Origin of the sequence: Streptomyces sp. NPDC046870, assembly GCF_040704595.1 — a bacterium.
GTDB classification, from domain to species: domain Bacteria; phylum Actinomycetota; class Actinomycetes; order Streptomycetales; family Streptomycetaceae; genus Streptomyces; species Streptomyces argyrophylli.
Genome location: NZ_JBEYXM010000037.1, coordinates 12,025 through 28,441, shown reverse-complemented (window position 1 = coordinate 28,441; position 16,417 = coordinate 12,025). Strand labels below are relative to the sequence as shown.

Annotated in this window: 13 protein-coding genes and 3 pseudogenes; 7 read left to right on the top strand and 9 right to left on the bottom strand. The window is 70.9% G+C overall.

What is annotated here, in order from left to right; translation table 11 throughout:
* Positions 1-12: 12 nt before the first annotated feature.
* Both AB0946_RS39165 and AB0946_RS39160 read right to left on the bottom strand, forming a co-directional pair.
* Positions 13-1,611 (bottom strand): NAD(P)/FAD-dependent oxidoreductase, encoded by a 1,599-nt coding sequence (locus tag AB0946_RS39165; protein WP_366765500.1) that lies wholly within the window; start codon positions 1,609-1,611, stop codon positions 13-15.
* Between the two features lie 439 nt (positions 1,612-2,050).
* Positions 2,051-2,692, bottom strand: coding sequence for a helix-turn-helix domain-containing protein (locus AB0946_RS39160; protein ID WP_366765499.1), 642 nt, complete (start codon positions 2,690-2,692; stop codon positions 2,051-2,053).
* A 73-nt stretch (positions 2,693-2,765) separates the two neighbouring features.
* Here AB0946_RS39160 and AB0946_RS39155 point away from each other — a divergent pair, with 73 nt between their 5' ends.
* From AB0946_RS39155 to AB0946_RS39145, 3 genes and pseudogenes are all read left to right on the top strand, one after another.
* A complete protein-coding gene (locus tag AB0946_RS39155) occupies positions 2,766-3,542 on the top strand; it encodes an MBL fold metallo-hydrolase (protein ID WP_366765498.1) in 777 nt (258 codons plus the stop codon).
* A 537-nt stretch (positions 3,543-4,079) separates the two neighbouring features.
* Positions 4,080-4,346, top strand: a pseudogene (locus AB0946_RS39150) (hypothetical protein); the annotation flags it as partial.
* Positions 4,347-4,674: 328 nt separating this feature from the next.
* Complete coding sequence (locus AB0946_RS39145) at positions 4,675-5,793, top strand: SGNH/GDSL hydrolase family protein (RefSeq protein WP_366765497.1); 1,119 nt, start codon at positions 4,675-4,677, stop codon at positions 5,791-5,793.
* A 64-nt stretch (positions 5,794-5,857) separates the two neighbouring features.
* On the opposite strand, the pseudogene AB0946_RS39140 reads toward AB0946_RS39145, so the two are convergent.
* Together AB0946_RS39140 and AB0946_RS39135 are read right to left on the bottom strand one after the other, a co-directional pair.
* Positions 5,858-6,100, bottom strand: a pseudogene (locus tag AB0946_RS39140) (helicase); the annotation flags it as partial.
* Between the two features lie 215 nt (positions 6,101-6,315).
* Positions 6,316-7,236, bottom strand: coding sequence for an alpha/beta hydrolase (locus AB0946_RS39135; protein ID WP_366765496.1), 921 nt, complete (start codon positions 7,234-7,236; stop codon positions 6,316-6,318).
* Positions 7,237-7,416: 180 nt separating this feature from the next.
* Between AB0946_RS39135 and AB0946_RS39130 the strand changes: the two genes are divergently transcribed.
* Positions 7,417-8,019, top strand: coding sequence for a TetR/AcrR family transcriptional regulator C-terminal domain-containing protein (locus tag AB0946_RS39130; RefSeq protein WP_366765495.1), 603 nt, complete (start codon positions 7,417-7,419; stop codon positions 8,017-8,019).
* A 92-nt stretch (positions 8,020-8,111) separates the two neighbouring features.
* On the opposite strand, the pseudogene AB0946_RS39125 reads toward AB0946_RS39130, so the two are convergent.
* Positions 8,112-8,582, bottom strand: a pseudogene (locus AB0946_RS39125) (hypothetical protein); the annotation flags it as partial.
* A gap of 72 nt (positions 8,583-8,654) precedes the next feature.
* Here AB0946_RS39125 and AB0946_RS39120 point away from each other — a divergent pair.
* Positions 8,655-9,140: a MarR family transcriptional regulator gene (locus AB0946_RS39120; protein ID WP_366765494.1), complete on the top strand. Its 486-nt coding sequence runs from the start codon at positions 8,655-8,657 to the stop codon at positions 9,138-9,140.
* A gap of 371 nt (positions 9,141-9,511) precedes the next feature.
* Here the strand turns inward: AB0946_RS39120 and AB0946_RS39115 are convergent, their stop codons facing one another.
* Positions 9,512-10,162, bottom strand: coding sequence for an NAD(P)H-dependent oxidoreductase (locus tag AB0946_RS39115; protein ID WP_366765493.1), 651 nt, complete (start codon positions 10,160-10,162; stop codon positions 9,512-9,514).
* A 143-nt stretch (positions 10,163-10,305) separates the two neighbouring features.
* Here AB0946_RS39115 and AB0946_RS39110 point away from each other — a divergent pair, with 143 nt between their 5' ends.
* Complete coding sequence (locus tag AB0946_RS39110) at positions 10,306-10,974, top strand: nitroreductase (protein ID WP_366765492.1); 669 nt, start codon at positions 10,306-10,308, stop codon at positions 10,972-10,974.
* 918 nt (positions 10,975-11,892) lie between these two features.
* Here the strand turns inward: AB0946_RS39110 and AB0946_RS39105 are convergent.
* Positions 11,893-12,294, bottom strand: a complete 402-nt coding sequence (locus AB0946_RS39105) for a helix-turn-helix domain-containing protein (RefSeq protein ID WP_366765491.1) — start codon at positions 12,292-12,294, stop codon at positions 11,893-11,895.
* A gap of 361 nt (positions 12,295-12,655) precedes the next feature.
* A complete protein-coding gene (locus tag AB0946_RS39100; RefSeq protein ID WP_366765490.1) occupies positions 12,656-13,822 on the bottom strand; it encodes an ABC transporter permease in 1,167 nt (388 codons plus the stop codon).
* A gap of 162 nt (positions 13,823-13,984) precedes the next feature.
* Between AB0946_RS39100 and AB0946_RS39095 the strand changes: the two genes are divergently transcribed.
* The gene (locus AB0946_RS39095; RefSeq protein WP_366765489.1) at positions 13,985-14,590 is read left to right on the top strand and encodes a TetR/AcrR family transcriptional regulator; all 606 of its coding nucleotides are present in this window, start codon (positions 13,985-13,987) and stop codon (positions 14,588-14,590) included.
* A gap of 268 nt (positions 14,591-14,858) precedes the next feature.
* Here AB0946_RS39095 and AB0946_RS39090 read toward each other — a convergent pair whose 3' ends face one another.
* A complete protein-coding gene (locus AB0946_RS39090) occupies positions 14,859-16,358 on the bottom strand; it encodes an aromatic amino acid ammonia-lyase (RefSeq protein ID WP_366765488.1) in 1,500 nt (499 codons plus the stop codon).
* Positions 16,359-16,417 lie beyond the last annotated feature (59 nt).

Below are 16,417 nucleotides of genomic sequence, written 5' to 3'. Positions count from 1 at the left end.
GCCGGGTCTGGGTCAGCGGCGTTTGTTCCGGCGCGTGCGGCGGATGAGCTGTTGTGCTGCCAGGTGTCCCGAGCCGCCGCCGAGCCCGGGGCCGGGGTGGGTGGAGGCACCGATGTGCCACAGGCCGGGCACGGGCGTGGCGTGCCGGGAGGCGCCGGGCACGGGGCGCCACAGCAGGTTCTGGTCGAGTTCGGCCGAGCCGCCGTAGGGGTCGCCGGCCACCGCGTTCGGGTTGTACGCGGCCAGGTCCGGCGGTGTGACGGCGTCCCAGGCGAGCACCTTGTCCGGCAGATCCGGGGCATGGCGGGCGATCCGTTCGAGGACCCGGCGGACGTATCCCTCGGTCAGTTCCCCGGTCCAGCGGCCTGTCGCGTCCAGCTCGCCCGCCGCGTCGCCGATCGGCTCGTACGGCAGTTCCTGGAGCTGGATCCACAGGGCGGCCGCGCCGTCCGGCACGCGCGACGGGTCGAGGACGTACTGCTGGCCGACGACCACCGTGGGCCTGCGCGGCAGCAGACCCGCCTCGGCCTCCGCGCACGCGATCGCGGTGCTCGCCGACCCGTCGCTCAGGTGGAGCAGGGGCACGCCGGCCAGGCGCTCGTCGTGCCAGCGGAGCGGGGCGGACAGGGCGACGTGGAGCTGCATCGCGGAGCGTCCGTAGCGGTAGTACCGGGCCCGGTCGCGGACAGCGGGCGGGACCGGGGCATCCGGCGGCAGCAGTCGGCCGTACAGCGCGGTCGGGGTCACGGAGGCCAGGACGGCGTGGCGGGCCCGGATGGTCCCGCCGTCGGCGACCACGCCCGTGACCCTGCCGTCCGTGAGGATCAGTCGCTCCACCGGCTGCCCGGTGCGGATGTCCACCCCGAGTTCGCCGAGCAGCCTCTCGAAGGCGCGGACGAAGAGGTGGGCGCCGCCCGCCACGACAGGGAGGCCGAAACCGTGCAGCGCGGCGGCGATGGCGGGCAGCATCAGACCGCCCGAGGCGTGGTCCGGGGAGAGGCCGGCGTGCAGCAGCCACGGCGCCCACAGCGCATCCGGCTCGTCGCCGCGGAACGCGCTGCGGCAATACGAGCGGCCGCTGGTGAGGGTGGCCCGCAGCCACGCCTCGGTTCCGCCGAAGCGCTCGCGGCGCAGCAGTCTCACGACGTGGCGGAGCACGCGCGGGGAGCGCAGCTCGTCGCCCAGGATGCCGCCCACGGCGTCGATGTTGTCGAGGAACCGCTGCAGCATGGCGAGGTAGGCGGCCCGGTCCTCCGCGTGGCCGAACGTCTCCGCCGTGGCCGCGGGGTCGCGGTGGGCGAGGACCACGCGGCCGTCGTCGGTGACGGTGCCCGTCACGAGGCCGTCGGTGTTGCGGTACTCCAGACCGTGGCGGTGCAGGTCCTCGGCGAGCGCGGCATAGGCCCGGCCGGACACGAACAGCGGGTGCCACGAGGAGTAGGTGTCGTGCAGGTAGCCGGGCAGGGTCCGCTCCTCGGTGGCGATGAAGCCGCCCAGCCGACGGCTCCCTTCGACGAGGGCCACCGACCAGCCGCCCTTGGCCAGCTCGGCGGCGGCGACCAGGCCGTTCACACCGGAACCGACGACGATGGCGTCGACCGTACCTGTCATCTCTCAGCCTCCTCGATCCGCAGGTGCCGGCCGCGTGAGGTCCCGCGGGGAGCCGGTCCCTCGGCCGGCGGGGCGGGGACGTGACCGTGCCTCCCACCCACCTTCCTCCCGGGAGCCGGGCACCTCCAAAGTGTCGAGGTGGTCCGGCGGCGGCAAGTGGCCGACGTGGAGAAGGCGCCCAGGAAACACCTGCGTCGCCCTGAGTGTTCATCTGATTGCTTGTGGTCACTCGCGTCGATCGGATGAACGGGTGGCATCCCGCGCTGCCGGTGCCGGTCCTCTTTGTCCCGCCTCGACGGAGTTTGATCGTCCGCTCCTCACCGCAAGGTGCCACGGGGTCGGCTTCGGAGGCGTTCAGCGGAGGGCGCGGAAGTTGGGGGGCGTACGCCTCGGTGGGCCGGCGTCGGCCGAGGCCGACCGGTCGGTGACGGATCCGCGCTCAGGTGGCGCCCGGCAGAGCCGAGGCGAGCATGCCCGTCAGCCAGTCCTCGTAGGTGTCGGTGTCCCAGCCGCGCCCGGCGGTGAGCTGGGTGTACAGGTGGGGGCCGGTCAAGGCCCACCAGGAATCCGCCAGGCGGGCCGTGTCGGCGTCCGGGGGCAGGACGCCCGCTTCGGCGAGATGGGCGACGAAGGCGCTCACGCCGGTCAGGCGCTCTTCCTCACTGGCGGCCAGGACCTGGCCGGCCTCGGGGCCGGCCTGGGCGAGAAGGGCGGACAGGGCGGCGAGGCGTTCGTGGACACCGCGGACGAACGCGGCGTACAGGCGGAGCTTGGCGTGGGCGTCGCGGGTGGCCAGGACGGCCTGGAGCTGGGGCCGCTCGGCCATGGTCAGGGGTTCGTCGTCCCCGGCCAGGGTGACGTCCCACAGTGCCTTGACCAGCCCCGGCTTGCCGCCGAACGCCTTGTAGAGGGTCTCGGGGGAGACGCCGGCACGCTCGGCCACCGCGCGGACGGTGGTGGCCTGATAGCCGTCGCGGAACAGCAGCTCCCGGCCGGCCGCCAGAATCGCGGCACGGTTGCGGTGCGCGGCCTGCTGTCGGCGCCGCGAATCGTACGGCCTGCGCGGAGTCCCACTGGGCATCTCGTTCTCCCTCTTATCCGTTACAGTCGACTGTATCAAAATCTGCCCGCCCCGCCCGCCCCCGGAGGAACCCATGCCCCGCTCCACCCCCTCAGACCGCCGCGTCGCCCCCGGCGTGGACCGCCTCGGCGACGACGTCGTCAACTTCTACCTGGTCGAGGAGCCCGACGGCCTGGTCCTCGTCGACGCCGGACTGCCGGCCCACCTGAAGCAGCTGCGCGCGCACCTGGCCGGCTCCGGCCGCTCCCTGACCGACATCCGGGCCGTGCTCCTGACCCACGGACATCCCGACCACACCGGGATGGCCCACACCCTCCAGCAAGCCGGCGCCGACGTCTGGGTCCACGAGAGCGACGCCGCGATCCTGCGCGACGGCCCGCGCAGCGCCCTACGCCATGCCAAGCCGGAACGCTCGATGCTGCCCTACCTCCTGCGCCGGCCCGCATCGATCGCCACTCCGCTCCGCCTTGCCCGTGCGGGTGCGTTCACCGCCCCCGCCACCCCTGGCGTGCGTGTCTTCGGCAACGACCAGCGGCTCGACGAGGTCCCCGGCGCACCGCGGGCCGTCCTGCTGCCCGGCCACACCCCCGGCAGCACCGGCTACCTCTTCCCCGAACGCGGACTGCTCTTCACCGGCGACGCCCTGGTCACCCATGACGGCCTGACCGGACACACCGGACCCACCCTGGTCTGCCGCGGCTTCACCCACGACAGCCACACCGCCATGACCTCCCTCGACCGGCTCGACGAACTCACCGACGCGACCCTGCTCCTGCCCGGCCACGGCCAACCCGTCACCGGCGACCCCCGCACCGTCACCCGCCAGGCCCGACAGGCCGGCTCACACTGAGCACGCCCCGACGCCGCCGACCGACGCCCGACCGGTCTCGGATGCCGACGCCTGCGTCAGGCAGCGGTGCCGTCCGGCGCCGAGCCATCGCCCATCGAGCCCGGCAGGTGCCTGCCACATTCGTGAACAGGTGCTGTCGGTCTTCGTGAACAGAGCCACGTGGAACGAAGTTCACCGGCGCACGCTGGAAGGCGACACAGGCGACGGACTGGGGGAGGCCGAAGGACACCCACCCGCACCTGTGCGACCACTGCACGCAGAAGGCCGACACCGCCAAGGCCCCGGCAGCCGACGAGCGCGGGCACCAGGAGCCGGAGCGCGTCGGCTGGAGCGCCACCCCAGAGCCCCGGCCGTTGCTGTGCGGGGACTGCGACCGGCAGGCCGTCGCCGACCCACAGCAGGCCTCGCCGAGCGCCCATCGGCAACGAGAGCAGGGCCATGCCGTGCCCGAGCAGAAGGCCGGCGGCACCTGGCTCACCCGCTTCCGCGGATGACGCGACCGGCCCGACTGTCAGCGGCGGCTGCCGAGCTGAACGGATGGACCGTGATGACGAGCAACTGCTATGCCGCCGGGTCTACGGCGCCGACCACGACCAGCCGGGCCCGCGACCCGACCGGCGCTACGCCGAACTGGGCGGCGGCCCGATGGACGGCCTGCTGCCCGACATCACCGGCTGGACGCCCGACGAGGCCGGCACCGGCGTCGCGCCGGCCACCGAGCTGGGGCAGTTCGGCGCCGGCGGCCGCGCCCTGTACGGGCCGCGCCCCGGTGACCGGGGCCGCTGGGACTGGACCGGCGACACTTCCTACCGTCCGGACCGGCTCGCTCTGCCCCTCGGGCGGCCGGAGGGTCACCGCAACGCCACGGCCGGGACGGCAAGTTGGCCATGCCGTTCAGATCCGCGCTCGCGTACGCGAGGGCAGATTCACCCGCGAGGCCGTCCAAAGCCGTTGATCTCTCTGTAGCGCGCCTCTTCGCAGTCAGGGTCGGCCACCGGCGCACTCACCGTGACCGGAACCTCAGCGCAATACGCCCGGGTGGTTTACCCGGTACGCCCGTCCAGGGGCCATCCGCCCTCGCCTATCTTCATTCCGTAGTCATCTGACTACACAGAGTGAATGGAGATCGCGGATGCGTTCGACGTCCATGGGCAGACTGGCAGCCCTCGCCTCGACGGCCCTGCCGACCCGTCCGGAGGGAGCCACGCGGCACCCCGTCTCCCGTCGGCGACCGAGAGCACTGGCGGTGGGGCTCGCCCTGGCGGTGTCCGCGCTTGTGCCCTCGTACCCCGCTGGCGCGGCTGATGAGTATCAGTGGGCCGCGCTGGGTGACTCGTACACCGCCGGCGGCTTCGTCGGGGACCCGCTGCCCCCGCTCGGCGATGCGTCGCGGGACGGCTGTGACCGCACCAGCGACGCCTACCCCGGCGTGGTCGAGCGGGAACTCGACGAGTTCCCGCCGGGCAAGTACGTCCACCTGACCAACGTCAGTTGCGGCAACGCCACCATCAACGACATCGCCAACACCAAGCAGACGCCGATCAGCCCGGTCCAGCCCCCTGCCGCGGGCTGGCCCGCAGTCGACCCGCAGATCCAGCGAGCGAAGCTCAACGACAAGACCGATGTCGTCACCATCGGTGTCGGCGGTAACAGCCTGCCCTTCGGCGGCATGCTCCTCAAGTGCCTCGAACTGGGCGCTACGCTCGGCAAGTCCTGCCGGGAGTACTACACCAGTCCTCCCGAGGGGGAGGAGAGCATCCAGGACAAGCTCGCCAGGGTCCAGAGCGAGTACGTCGAAATGCTGGCCAAGGTGCACCAGGCCGCACCCGACGCCAAGGTGATCACCGTCGGCTATCCGGCCGTCCTGCCCGAGGAGGGCAGTGACTGCAACCGCGCGTCCCTCACCGAGCTGAGCTCGATCAAGCACGCCGACGTCGACTGGCTCCGTGACAACGTCCTCAAACCGCTGAACAGCACGATCCGGCAGGTCACCTCGTTCTTCGGCGACCGCTACGTCGACGTCTACTCCTCCAGCGTGGGCCACGACGCCTGCCAGCCCGCGGACACCAAGTGGGTCGAGGGCATCTGCGGCGACGCCGCGGACTACTGGCCCGCCAAGCTCCCCGGCACGCTGCTGAACTGCGGTCTCATCGGCAAGCGCGTCACCCTGGTCCACCCCAACGCCGAAGGCCACGCCAACACCGCCGCCCACGTCGAACGAGCCATCCGCATCGCCCTCCTCGACCACTGACCAACAGACCGAACCCGGCGCCAGAGCCACGGCCCCCGACCTCGCCAACCCGCCGAACGCCCGGCTGCATCACCATGTGGTGGAAGACGAGCGTGCGCCGGAAGTCCCCCTCCGATGACGCCTTGAGCAGCGCCGTCTGGAGGGCTGCGAGCGGGGCGCCGCGGACCTCGTCCGAGTGGCTCTCAGCGCCCAGGAGTCGCGTGGCCTGGAGCTGGGTTTCGGTGATGTCCACGCACACCATCTGGTAGGAGGCACAGATTGCCCGGTCGATCGCATCCGAGAGGGTCGGCGTGAACGCCCGGCTGCCCCGGAGCCGGATGACCGGTACTTCGTCACGGCTCCGGGCGCCGGCCTGATGTCCGGCCAACCATGGCGTGCGGAAACAATCGACGCGGTAGGTGATGACACGAATGTGATGTGCATGCGGAATTGGTTACCGCCGGGAAAGAGCATGCGGGATTCCCATGTGCGTTACAGAGAGATTCTCTCTTCACGGGCCGGCGGGGGAAATCAGCTGAATCGCTACTCGACCGAGAGTGCCGCCGCGAGGGCCTGGGTCCAGGTGCCCACCGCACGGCGGGACACCGGGATCTCCGGCGCCAGTACGTCGAACATGTGCGGTACCCCGGGCACCACGTGCAGCTCCACGCTGTTGCCCGCGTCCCGCAGCCGGGAGGCGAACTCGACCGCCTCGTCCCGAGACGGGTCGACGCCGGCGGCGAGGACGTACGTGGGCGGCAGGCCCGACAGGTCACGGATCCTGGACGGGACCGCATAGCCCTCGGCGTCATCCACGCCCTGGAGGTACTGCTTCCACATGGTCACGGCGCCCTCGCGGTTCCAGATCCTGGCGTCCGTCACCGCTCGGGCCGACGGCGTCTCCTGCCGGTCGTCCAGCACTGGGTAGCCCAGGTAGAGAAAGGCCGGGACGACACCCTTCCGGTCGCGGGAGGCGCACGCCACACCGGTCGCCAGGGCGGCACCCGCGGAGTGGCCGCCCAGTGCGATCCGCCCGGGGTCGATCCCCAGTTCCGTGGCTTGGGCACCGGTCCACTGCAGGACGTCGTAGCAGTCGTCGAACGCCGCGGGGTATGGGTGCTCGGGGGCGAGTCGGTAGTCGGGTGCGATGACGGCGATGCCGAGTTCCCGGCACAGGCGCCGGCAGGTGGCGTCCTCCGCGTTCGGGGCACCGATGGCGAAGCCCCCGCCGTGGATCCAGACCGCGGCGGCGGTCGGCGTGCGCCGCGTGGACCTCGGCGTGTAGACGCGCACGGGCACCGACCGGGAACCCACGTCGACGGCGCGGTCCTCGACGGTCACCAGCTCGTCGGACTCGGCGGCGCCGGACACCGTGACCATCTGGGCGCGCGCCGCCCCCAGATCTGCGAACACGTCGACGGGGGGCAGGGTCTCGTACACGGGCAGAAATTGCGGATCGAACATGGCTGCAGCCGCCTTTCACTGTCTTGTCCACTGGACAATAACATTCGATTGTCCAGTGGACAATTACTGTGTACTGCGGCGCCCCAGGTCGGGAAAGCCCTTGAGTCGAGTGCACTCCCGCAACGTTTCCCCTGCGGCGTTGTACGCTGGACAACAAAACGCGACAGCTAGGGATTCGACGTGCCTCTGACCACCCAGCGGATCGCCGAGGCGGCGCTCGCCGTTCTCCGGCGGGACGGACTGTCCCTTTTGAGTCTGCGGGCGGTGGCCACGGAACTCGGGGTCCATCACAACGCCGTGCGCTGGCACGTCAGTACGAAGACAGGACTGCTGGAGCTCGTCTCGGACCGCATCGTGGCCGACTGCCTCGACGAGCCGCTCCCGCCGGCGACCGACGAGCGGCTGTTCGAACTGTGGAGCAGACTGCGCGCGGCGCTGCTCCGGTACCGGGACGGTGCACGCCTCGTCACCGGGGTGACCACCACCGGGCCGCACACCCTGGCCCTTTCCGAGGTGTCGGTCTCGGCTCTCCTGGAGCAGGGCCGCGATCCGCAGGAGGCGGTGTGGCTGCACTGGGCGCTGTTCTACTTCGTACTGGGCCTCACGGCAGAGGAGCAGTCGTTCGACGAGACCCTTGTGTCCAGCCTGGCCGAGACGGTGACAACTGAGGCCCATCCGACCTTGTCGCGGCCGGACATCATGACGCACATGGTGCGCGGCGACTTCGACCAACGCTTCGCCTTCGGTGTGCGCCGGCTGCTGACTACGGACCGGAACCGGTAGGGGCGGGGCGCGTGCTGAGGGAGGGCGGACGTGGTCGTGGGGGACGGGGGGTCCAGGTGGGAGAACTGGGTGACGCCCTCGTTCCGGTCGTCCGCGGCGTCCCCGGCAGAGACGCTGCGTACGTCGTCCACACTGGCCAGCGTCGCGTCGGCGAGTAGGCGTCCCTAGGTGTCGATGCTCAGCCCGCCAACGGGCGGCCAGGTCCGGGACGCAGAATCCCGTGGTCCAGATCGTCACCGCGCTGGGCAGCTCGCGGCCGTCGTCCAGCTGTACAGCGTCACCTCCCTCACCTGCGCGCGGGAACCCTAGAGGGCGGTCACACCCAGCTGCTCCGGGCACCCCGGGATCGGCGCCGCCGCTGCCCACCGCGTGGACGAGGTAGCCGTACGAGACCGTGCCGCCGCCCGCCGGAGACACCCGGCGCTCGGCATCGTGGACCCGGGACGCGGATTGACCAGGGTCACCGACACGCCATCGTGCCGAGCCAGGCGATCGGCCGCCGTCACGCCGCCGACCACGACCACTTCGACGTTTCCGTTCGTCGGCGGCCCCGACGTGTCCATGGACGGCTGGACATGCCGCACCCAGCCATTTAGTTACGACCGATACCGTATCGAACGAAGTAGTCTGGCCCCATGCCCGCTGACGCTTCTCACCGAACCACCGCCTCGCGTGCGACCGACCGCCCCGGTGACACGTCGCCTTTCGCTCTCGGACTGCTGCTGCGCCGGGCGCACTGGCGCGCGGCAGCGGTGATGGGGGAGGCCCTTCGGCCGCTCGGCATCGAGTTGCGGCATTTCGCGGTGCTGATCGAGCTGGTCAACCACGGCCCCACGGTGCAGCGGGACCTGGCGGCGGCGACGGGCTCGGACAAGGCGGGAATCATGCGGGTCGTGGACGACCTGGAGCGGAAGGGGCTCGCCGTACGCAAGGCCGTACCAGCGGACCGGCGAGTGCGGGCAGTGGAGATCACCCCGCAGGGGCGGGAGCTCTTCGATGCGGCCCACGTGGCGGCGGAGTCGCTGGCTGAGCGTCTGATCGCGGGACTGGGGCCCGGCGAGCCCGAGAAGCTGACGGATCTGCTGACCCGCCTCGCCCATCCGGCAGACGGCGAGGCGTGAGCGCGCGGAGGCACCGGTCGTCGGCCGCGTCGGCGCGCTGTCTCGTGCGGCGTCCGGAGCGAACCCGGCCGTGAGGACTGTGGTCGTCATTCGTCGGCCTGACGACGGGCGGCCGGGGCCGTCGCCGACGGGGCCGCGTCGTCCGCGCGGGTGCCGCGCCACACGTGTGCCCGGTGGTGTGCTCCTCGTCCTGGCCGAGCACCATCACCGTCGTCCCGGTGCGAGCCCTGCCGACAGGCCGGACACCGGGCGCCCTCAGAGCCGGGCCGCCGTGGCCCAGGGGCAGGGTGAGGCGCATCGTCGGAAGGGGCGCACGCGGCGTGGACGCAGTGTGACCTCTTGGAGTGGGGCCTCACACGGCGTCCACGGGGTTACGCGGCGAGGCGCTCCGCGAGTTCCTTGGCCTTGGCGGTCGCCTCCTCGAAGGCGCGCTCGCGAGAAGCCTCGTAGAGGGGGACCAGTTCTGCCATGGCCGGGTTGCGGGGGGCCATGGTGAGTTCCGGCACGATGAAGTCGAGGTCCAGACCGAGGGTGTGCTCGAGGACGGCCTCCAGGTAGTTCTGTACGAACTCGAAGCCCGCGCGCGGGGCGCCTGGGGCGTAGGAGCCGCCACGGCTCGCGACGACGACGACCGGGGTGCCCTGGGCGGAAGGGGCCTCGCCGGCGGTGCGGCCCAGTAGGAGCACGCTGTCCAGCCACGCCTTGAGGGTCGAGGGAATCGAGAAGTTGTACATGGGGGCGCCGATCAGGACGGTGTCAGCCCGCTCCAGCTCCTCGATGAGCTTCACGCGAGCGGCGAACGCGGCGGACTGCTCCCGGGTGCGCTCGGACGGGGCGGCGTAACCGGCGGACCAGGCGTCGGCGGTGATGTGCGGGACGGGGCCGGCGGCGAGGTCGCGGTAGATCACCGTACCTCCCGGGTGCTGCTCCTCCCAGATCCTGCGGAAGGCGGCCGTGACCGAACGGGACGAGGACGTCTCGCCCCGGAACACGGACGAGTCGATGTGCAGAAGCGTGGTCATGGACTTCCTCCAAGGTGCGGAGCCCGTGGCGAGGCCAAGGGACGGAATCGTACGCGTAGGTCGTTGCGATCGATATGGTATCGACTGATACTATCTTGAGTGTAACGAAGCTGAACCCGTTGAGCAGATGGAGGCCGGCGGTCATGGACGTCTACGAGGCGGTCGCGAGCCGACGGGCGGTGCGTGCGTTCACCGATCGGCCCGTGCCGAGGGAGACGCTGAAGCGGGTGCTGTCCGCCGCGGCCTGGGCCCCGTCCGGCTCGAACATCCAGCCGTGGCACACCTACGTGGTGACCGGTGCGCCACTGGCGGAACTCAAGAAGCGCGCCGGCGAGCGCCTGGCCTCGGGCGACCCGTGGGACACGCCGGAGTACCAGATGTACCCGCCCGAACTGAAGTCTCCGTACCGCGAGCGCCGATCCGCCTTCGGCGAGCAGCGCTACGGTGCGCTCGGCATCGCGCGTGAGGACCTGGAGGCGCGCCAGCGGGCGGCCGCCGCGAACTGGGACTGCTTCGGCGCACCCGCCGCCCTGTTCTGTTACATCGACAAGGGCATGGGTTCGCCCCAATGGGCCGATGTCGGCATGTACCTGCAGAGCATCATGCTGCTGCTCCGCGCCGAAGGACTGCACAGCTGTGCGCAGATGTCCTGGGCGAAGTACCACAAGTCCGTCGCGGAAGTCCTGTCACCTCCGGATGGACTTGTCCTCTTCTGCGGCATGTCCATCGGGCACGAAGACGTCACAGCGGGTGACGCCCGTATAGGACGGGCGCCGCTCGACGAGACGGTCACCTTCGTCGACGGTCTCTGATTCCGTTCTGACGACTCTCCGACCTCCGACGCCGCCCCTGACGACGCCCAGACCTTCGACGAAGCCCCCTGGCCTTCCTCCGGCCTGGCCCGTCGCCTTCAAGGACGGGGCCGCACCGGTGGGAGGTCGCCGCCGTCGGTCCGCTCAACTGCATCCGCAACATCGCCGGCAGTGAGGTCGTCACGCTGGACGAGCCGTGCCGGATCACCCTGTGCCACGAGGGCGACAACCGGACCGTGGTCATTGACCCCACCGCCGGTACGTTCGCCGTCGTCAGGTCTACGTCCTCGCCGACAGGAACGCCACCTCGCAGCCCCCCGCTACACCGACCGGCTCTCCTGACATCCCCGCCTCCTGCGTGGCCGGTCCCAGCCCGGCAGTCTCTTCGTCGCGTCCGCCGGATGCGGGGCTCGAACCGGACGGGGACCCGGCTGCGGTGCGTCTGTAGGAATCGTCGAGTGGTTGGTGCGGGGTCAGCTGCGGAAGGTGTTCCAGCGAATGTGCCAGAGGTGCCACCCGGCACCGACAGTCCGGGGAAGGCCTCAGCCCACCGAGCAGCCCGCCCCGCTCCCGCCGCACCGTCGGTGGCGAGTCCTGTTCGTGCTGGGACCGCCTGCCGGCCTGCTCGGCATGCACGCGCTGGCCCCCGTCGGCGTCACGTGAGGACACGGCGGCCATCTGTCTGCAATGGCGGTGGACAGGGCCGTTGTCCGGCCGCGTCCCCACCGCCCTGAGCAACGATCTTGTCCCGCCGCCGGGTGCAACCCGCTCGGCCGCGCCGTGCGGACCGGCATACTTGATCGCCTTCCAAGGCCCTCGGCTGGGGAAGCCGAGAACACGGGAGTGCGTCGGCCGGTTGGACTGGGCGAATGATCGACGGGGAGTCTCGGCGGACGCAGACCCTTTCCCCGTGGTTGGTCAGCGGCCCGGCGTGGCCGGTTGATCCGATGCCGACGAGCCGCTCGCTGGAAGGTGATCCTCTGCCCACAGGAACAGGACGGCCAGAGGAACGAGGAAGGCCTTGCCGTGCGGAGAGAGTGCGTAACGGGTTCTCGACGACGGCCCGGGCGGCACGTCCTGGGCGATCAGGTCGATCGCGGTCAGTTCCTGGAGGCGCTGGGCGAGCATGCGGTCGCTGATGCCGGGGACGCGCCCGCGAATGTGCGCGATGTCGGCCGGGCCGTTGGCCAGGGCCATCAGGATCAGACCGTTCCAGCGCCTGCTGAGCAGGGCGAAGGCCCGGGTGATGGCCGGAGAGCTGTCGTCCGACGGCGGGTGTCCGGACCGGTGCTTCGGCTGGGGATGTCGGGGGATGGTCATGGTGTGTGTTCCATTCCGGTACGGCGCGAGGCATCGCGGTGCGACACCTCGCGCAGTACTCCGTGGTCGTGTACGTGTCCGGAGGCAGTCCTTGTGTCTGCGGGCCGCGCCCCTGGGTGGCGGTCCGGCCCCGTGGAGGAGCGCGCCCTTCGTGATGCCGGCCTATGCGGACAGCGGCGCCCTGGCTATGGGGCTTGCGCGCGTTGACAGCCACGACCGCGATCCACGCCCTCCGCCCGGAAACATGGCGCCCGAGGCGACGAAGGCCGGGGAGCAGCCGTGCGTCAGTGCCTCATTCGCTCGACACAGGGCCCAGGTCCTTGGCGGCTGGAGCGTGATCGCGCGCACGGAGCGCTCGCCATCAGCCGTCACCGTCATGGCGACGGGCGTGGGCGTGGGTGTGGTGCGGAATCGGCGAAGCGGCGCCGGGCCCCGGCGAGGCCGGGAGCAACTCCCTGGTCGCACTGGTCTTCGCGCCCCGGGCCGCCCCGGTGACCCGGTGGCCGCACATGACTGCCGTGAGCCCGCAGACGCTCCACAGAGCGAGGACGGCAAGGTGGCCGGCACCGGCGTTGCCGTCGAAGTACGTCGTCTCGCGAAGCAGACTGGCTCCGGCACCGGGGGGCAGCAACTGGCCGACGTAGCCCGCGCCTTCGGGGAGCATCTCCGGAGCGGACGTGGCGCCGGAGCATGCGTTCCCGACGAAGACCATGAGCGCCGCGCTGAGACCAAGGCCCGCCGGGCCCAGGAGCCGGACGACGCCGGCAGCGGTGGCGCTGATGGAGATCAGAAAGAGCGACAGGATCGCCCACGTGGCCACGTGATCGTGGGGCAGCGCCCCCAGGAAACCCTGGGCCACGAGATAGACGCCCAGGGCCGCGACGGCGCATGCGACGAGAAGTGTCAGCACTTGGTTTCGCGCGCGTGCCAGGGTGCGAGCCGTCGTGACGAACGCCCCGATGAGGATGCCGCAGATCGTGAGAGGGAAGACCGATGAGCTGAACACCACTCCCCGGGGGTCCTCTGCGGCGAGGGGCACCACGTCCACCGCCTTGACAAGGATCTTCGCGGAGGAGTCAGCACCGGTGGCTGCCGGTCCGGCGGCCTTCTGCTGGCCGGCGCCCGGCCGAGCGGCCGCCTGCTTGCGGGCCTTCGCCGGGGGATGGGCGGCGGCCTTCTGCCGGGCGATCTGCTGGTTGGCCTTGTCGGCCAGCTGGTGTCCGACATCGGTCAACAACTGGGCTACGGAAGGGCTGGCGGCGGTGGCCTTCAGCACGGTGATGCCGCGGCCGGAGATGGCGAAGGCGCCGTAGACTTCCCGGTTCTCGATCGCCGACCGCACGGCCTGCCGGTCGGGATAGAGGTGGAAGTCGAACGCGCCGGGCTTCGCTCGGGTCAGTCCCTCCACCGCGTGCTGGCCGGCCGGCCCGGTCCCCACGATCCCGACCGGGACGTCACGCGGCGAGATCCGTCCCGCCGGCCACGCGAACGCCATCACCGCCAGAGTGATCATCACGGGCAGTGCCACGGCGGCGATGGCCGCTTCGCGCCATCCCGGGTGTCCTGACAACGGGTTCCTCACAACCCAGCCTTCCGTAAAAAGGAATGATCGTTTTTCTTGGCCACAGTTGTACCCGCGTCGCTGGGGAACGTCAATACGAATGTTCGTTTTCTTTGATAGGCTGGCCTCATGCCCAAGGTCACCCAGCAGCACATGGACGCCCGCCGTGCGCAGATCCTGGACGCGGCGCGCCGTTGTTTCCTCCGTGACGGTTTCCACTCCACGTCCATGCAGGACCTGTTCACGGAGGCGGGGCTGTCCGCGGGTGCGGTGTATCGACACTTCACCAGCAAGGACGAGATGATCCTCGCGATCGCCGAGGAGAACATGCGCGATGTCCTCGACATCACTCTCGCCGTCGCGAAGAACCGGCAGGGCCAATCCATGGGGGCCGTCATGGCGGAGCTGCTCGACGTGATCCGGGCCAAGTCCGCCGAGGAAGACGTGGCCGGCCTTGCTGTTCTGGTCTGGGCAGAGGCCATGCGCAACCGCTCGCTGGCGCGCAAGCTCGACGACCTCATGGGCGGCATCCGCGCCAATCTGGTCACCTTGGTGCGTCACCAGCAGGAACAGGGCGGTCTGCCCACGAACGTGACGGCCGAGGCGATCGCTTCGACGATGCTGTCCGTCCTCCCCGGCTACATCCTTCAAGTGGCTCTTCTGGATCCCACTGTTGTGGCCGAGGTGCCTGACGCGGTGCGGGCGTTGTGGCCGGGGCCGGCCGGGGAGCGCTGAGCGGTCTCGCCGCTCACAGGCCGCACGCGCTGGTCACACGTGGGGCATCCGAGGGCCACGATGAGCCGAGACCGTGCGGAGGGGGTGCCGTTCGGCCCCGCAGGCAGATAGATGCCACCCGGTGGTTCCTTCTGCCTGTCGCCCTGCTTGCGGGCCCCGGCCGCATACCGATGGGCGCGACAGACCGTGGAGTCGATGTTCAGGTCCCACGCGATCGCACCCTTCACAATACGCGGGCGCATGGCAGGCGGTTGGGCCGCTCCGCGATTCAGATGGCCGCGAACCGGTCCAGCAGTGCGGCTGCCGCTGTCACGTCGTCCGTGAGGGGACGGTCGGCTGTGTCCGGGTTGAGGACGCTCTCGGCGAGCGCGAACGCCTGTCCCGCCGGTAGCCCGGGGTCGGGTCTCAGGTCGCGCTGGCGCAGCGCGCGGACGGCGGCGACGAGTTCGCAGGCGATCACCAGACGGTAGGCGTCGCACGAGCGCAGGGCCTGTCGCGCGGCCAGCGAGGCGAAGCTCGCCTGTTCCTCGACGCCCCGGGAGAGTACGGCGTGGCCGAGCGATGCGGGCGCGGAGAACGCCCGCAGATCGCCCAGAGCCGCCCCGGCCGCGTACTCGAGGATCATCACGCCGGAGGAGGCCGGCTCGTGATCGGCGAGGAAGGGGCGCAGTCGGGTGTAGGTGGGCTCGTTGAGCGTGGACAGGCGGGAGGTGGACAGGCGGGCCACCTGGGTGAGCGCAAGCCTGAAGTGGTCCAGTGCGAGGGCGAGTTGGGTTTGGTAGAAGCCGCCGTGGTGGTAGGCGGTGAAGTCCTCGGGAGCGATGAGCGGGTTCTCGGCGGCTGCGTTGATCTCCACCGTAAGGACCTGCTCCAGGGCGTCGGCGGCGTCGTGCGCGGGGCCGTGGATCTGGGGCAGGCAGCGGAAGCCGTAGGGGTCCTGGATGCGGCCGAGCGGCGGGGTCGGCCGGTCGGCGGAGCCTATGAGCGCTCGCATCCGCCGGGCCACCTCGGCGCTGCCGCGATGCGGTCGGGCAGCGTGCACGGGCGCGGAGTAGGCCTCGTGGGAGCCGTCGACGGCGAGCAGGGAGAGCGCCGCGACGACCTGTGTGGCGCCGACGAGCCCGCGCAGTTCGTGCAGAGCGAGCGCGGACTGGCCGAGGGACAGGGCGTTGCTGCTGATCAGGGCGAGGGCATCGTTGTTGTCGAGTAGCTGGGGTTCGGGGGCGCCCGCACCGCGCCAGGGATGTTCTCCAGCGAGCGCGAGTCCGACCTGGGCCAGGGCGGCTATGTCGCCGGTGCCGACGGAGCCGAATTCGTTGACGACCGGGTGGGCGCCGGTCTCCAGGGCCTTGCACAGCGCCGTGATCACGCTGGGTCGCAGGCCGGCGCCGCCGGCCAGCAGCTGATTGGCGCGGACGGCGAGCATCGCGCGCACCTGGCGGGCGGGCAGCTGTTCGCCGATGGCACCGGCATGGCTGCGCAGCAGGCGCAGGCCATGGCCGGCGGCGGCCGCGGCGGGCACGTCCTCGTTCCGGTTGGCGCCCACTCCGGTGGAGCGGCCGTAGACGCGTCCGGTGGCCGCGATCTGGCGGGCTGCCTTCCAGGTGTGTTCCGCGCGCCGCATCGCGTCAGTCTCGGGGACGGGGCGCGCGGCACCGTCGGCGAGGCGTACGACGTCCTCGACGCCGAGGCCGTTGCCGTCCAGGACGACGGTCGTGGCCCGCGGGGACGGCACCCACTCCGACGCGTCCACGATGCGAGACGACATCACACTCGAACTCCCCTCAAACCGGGCATCTTGTCTTGCTGTTCGATCATCTGGTGCAG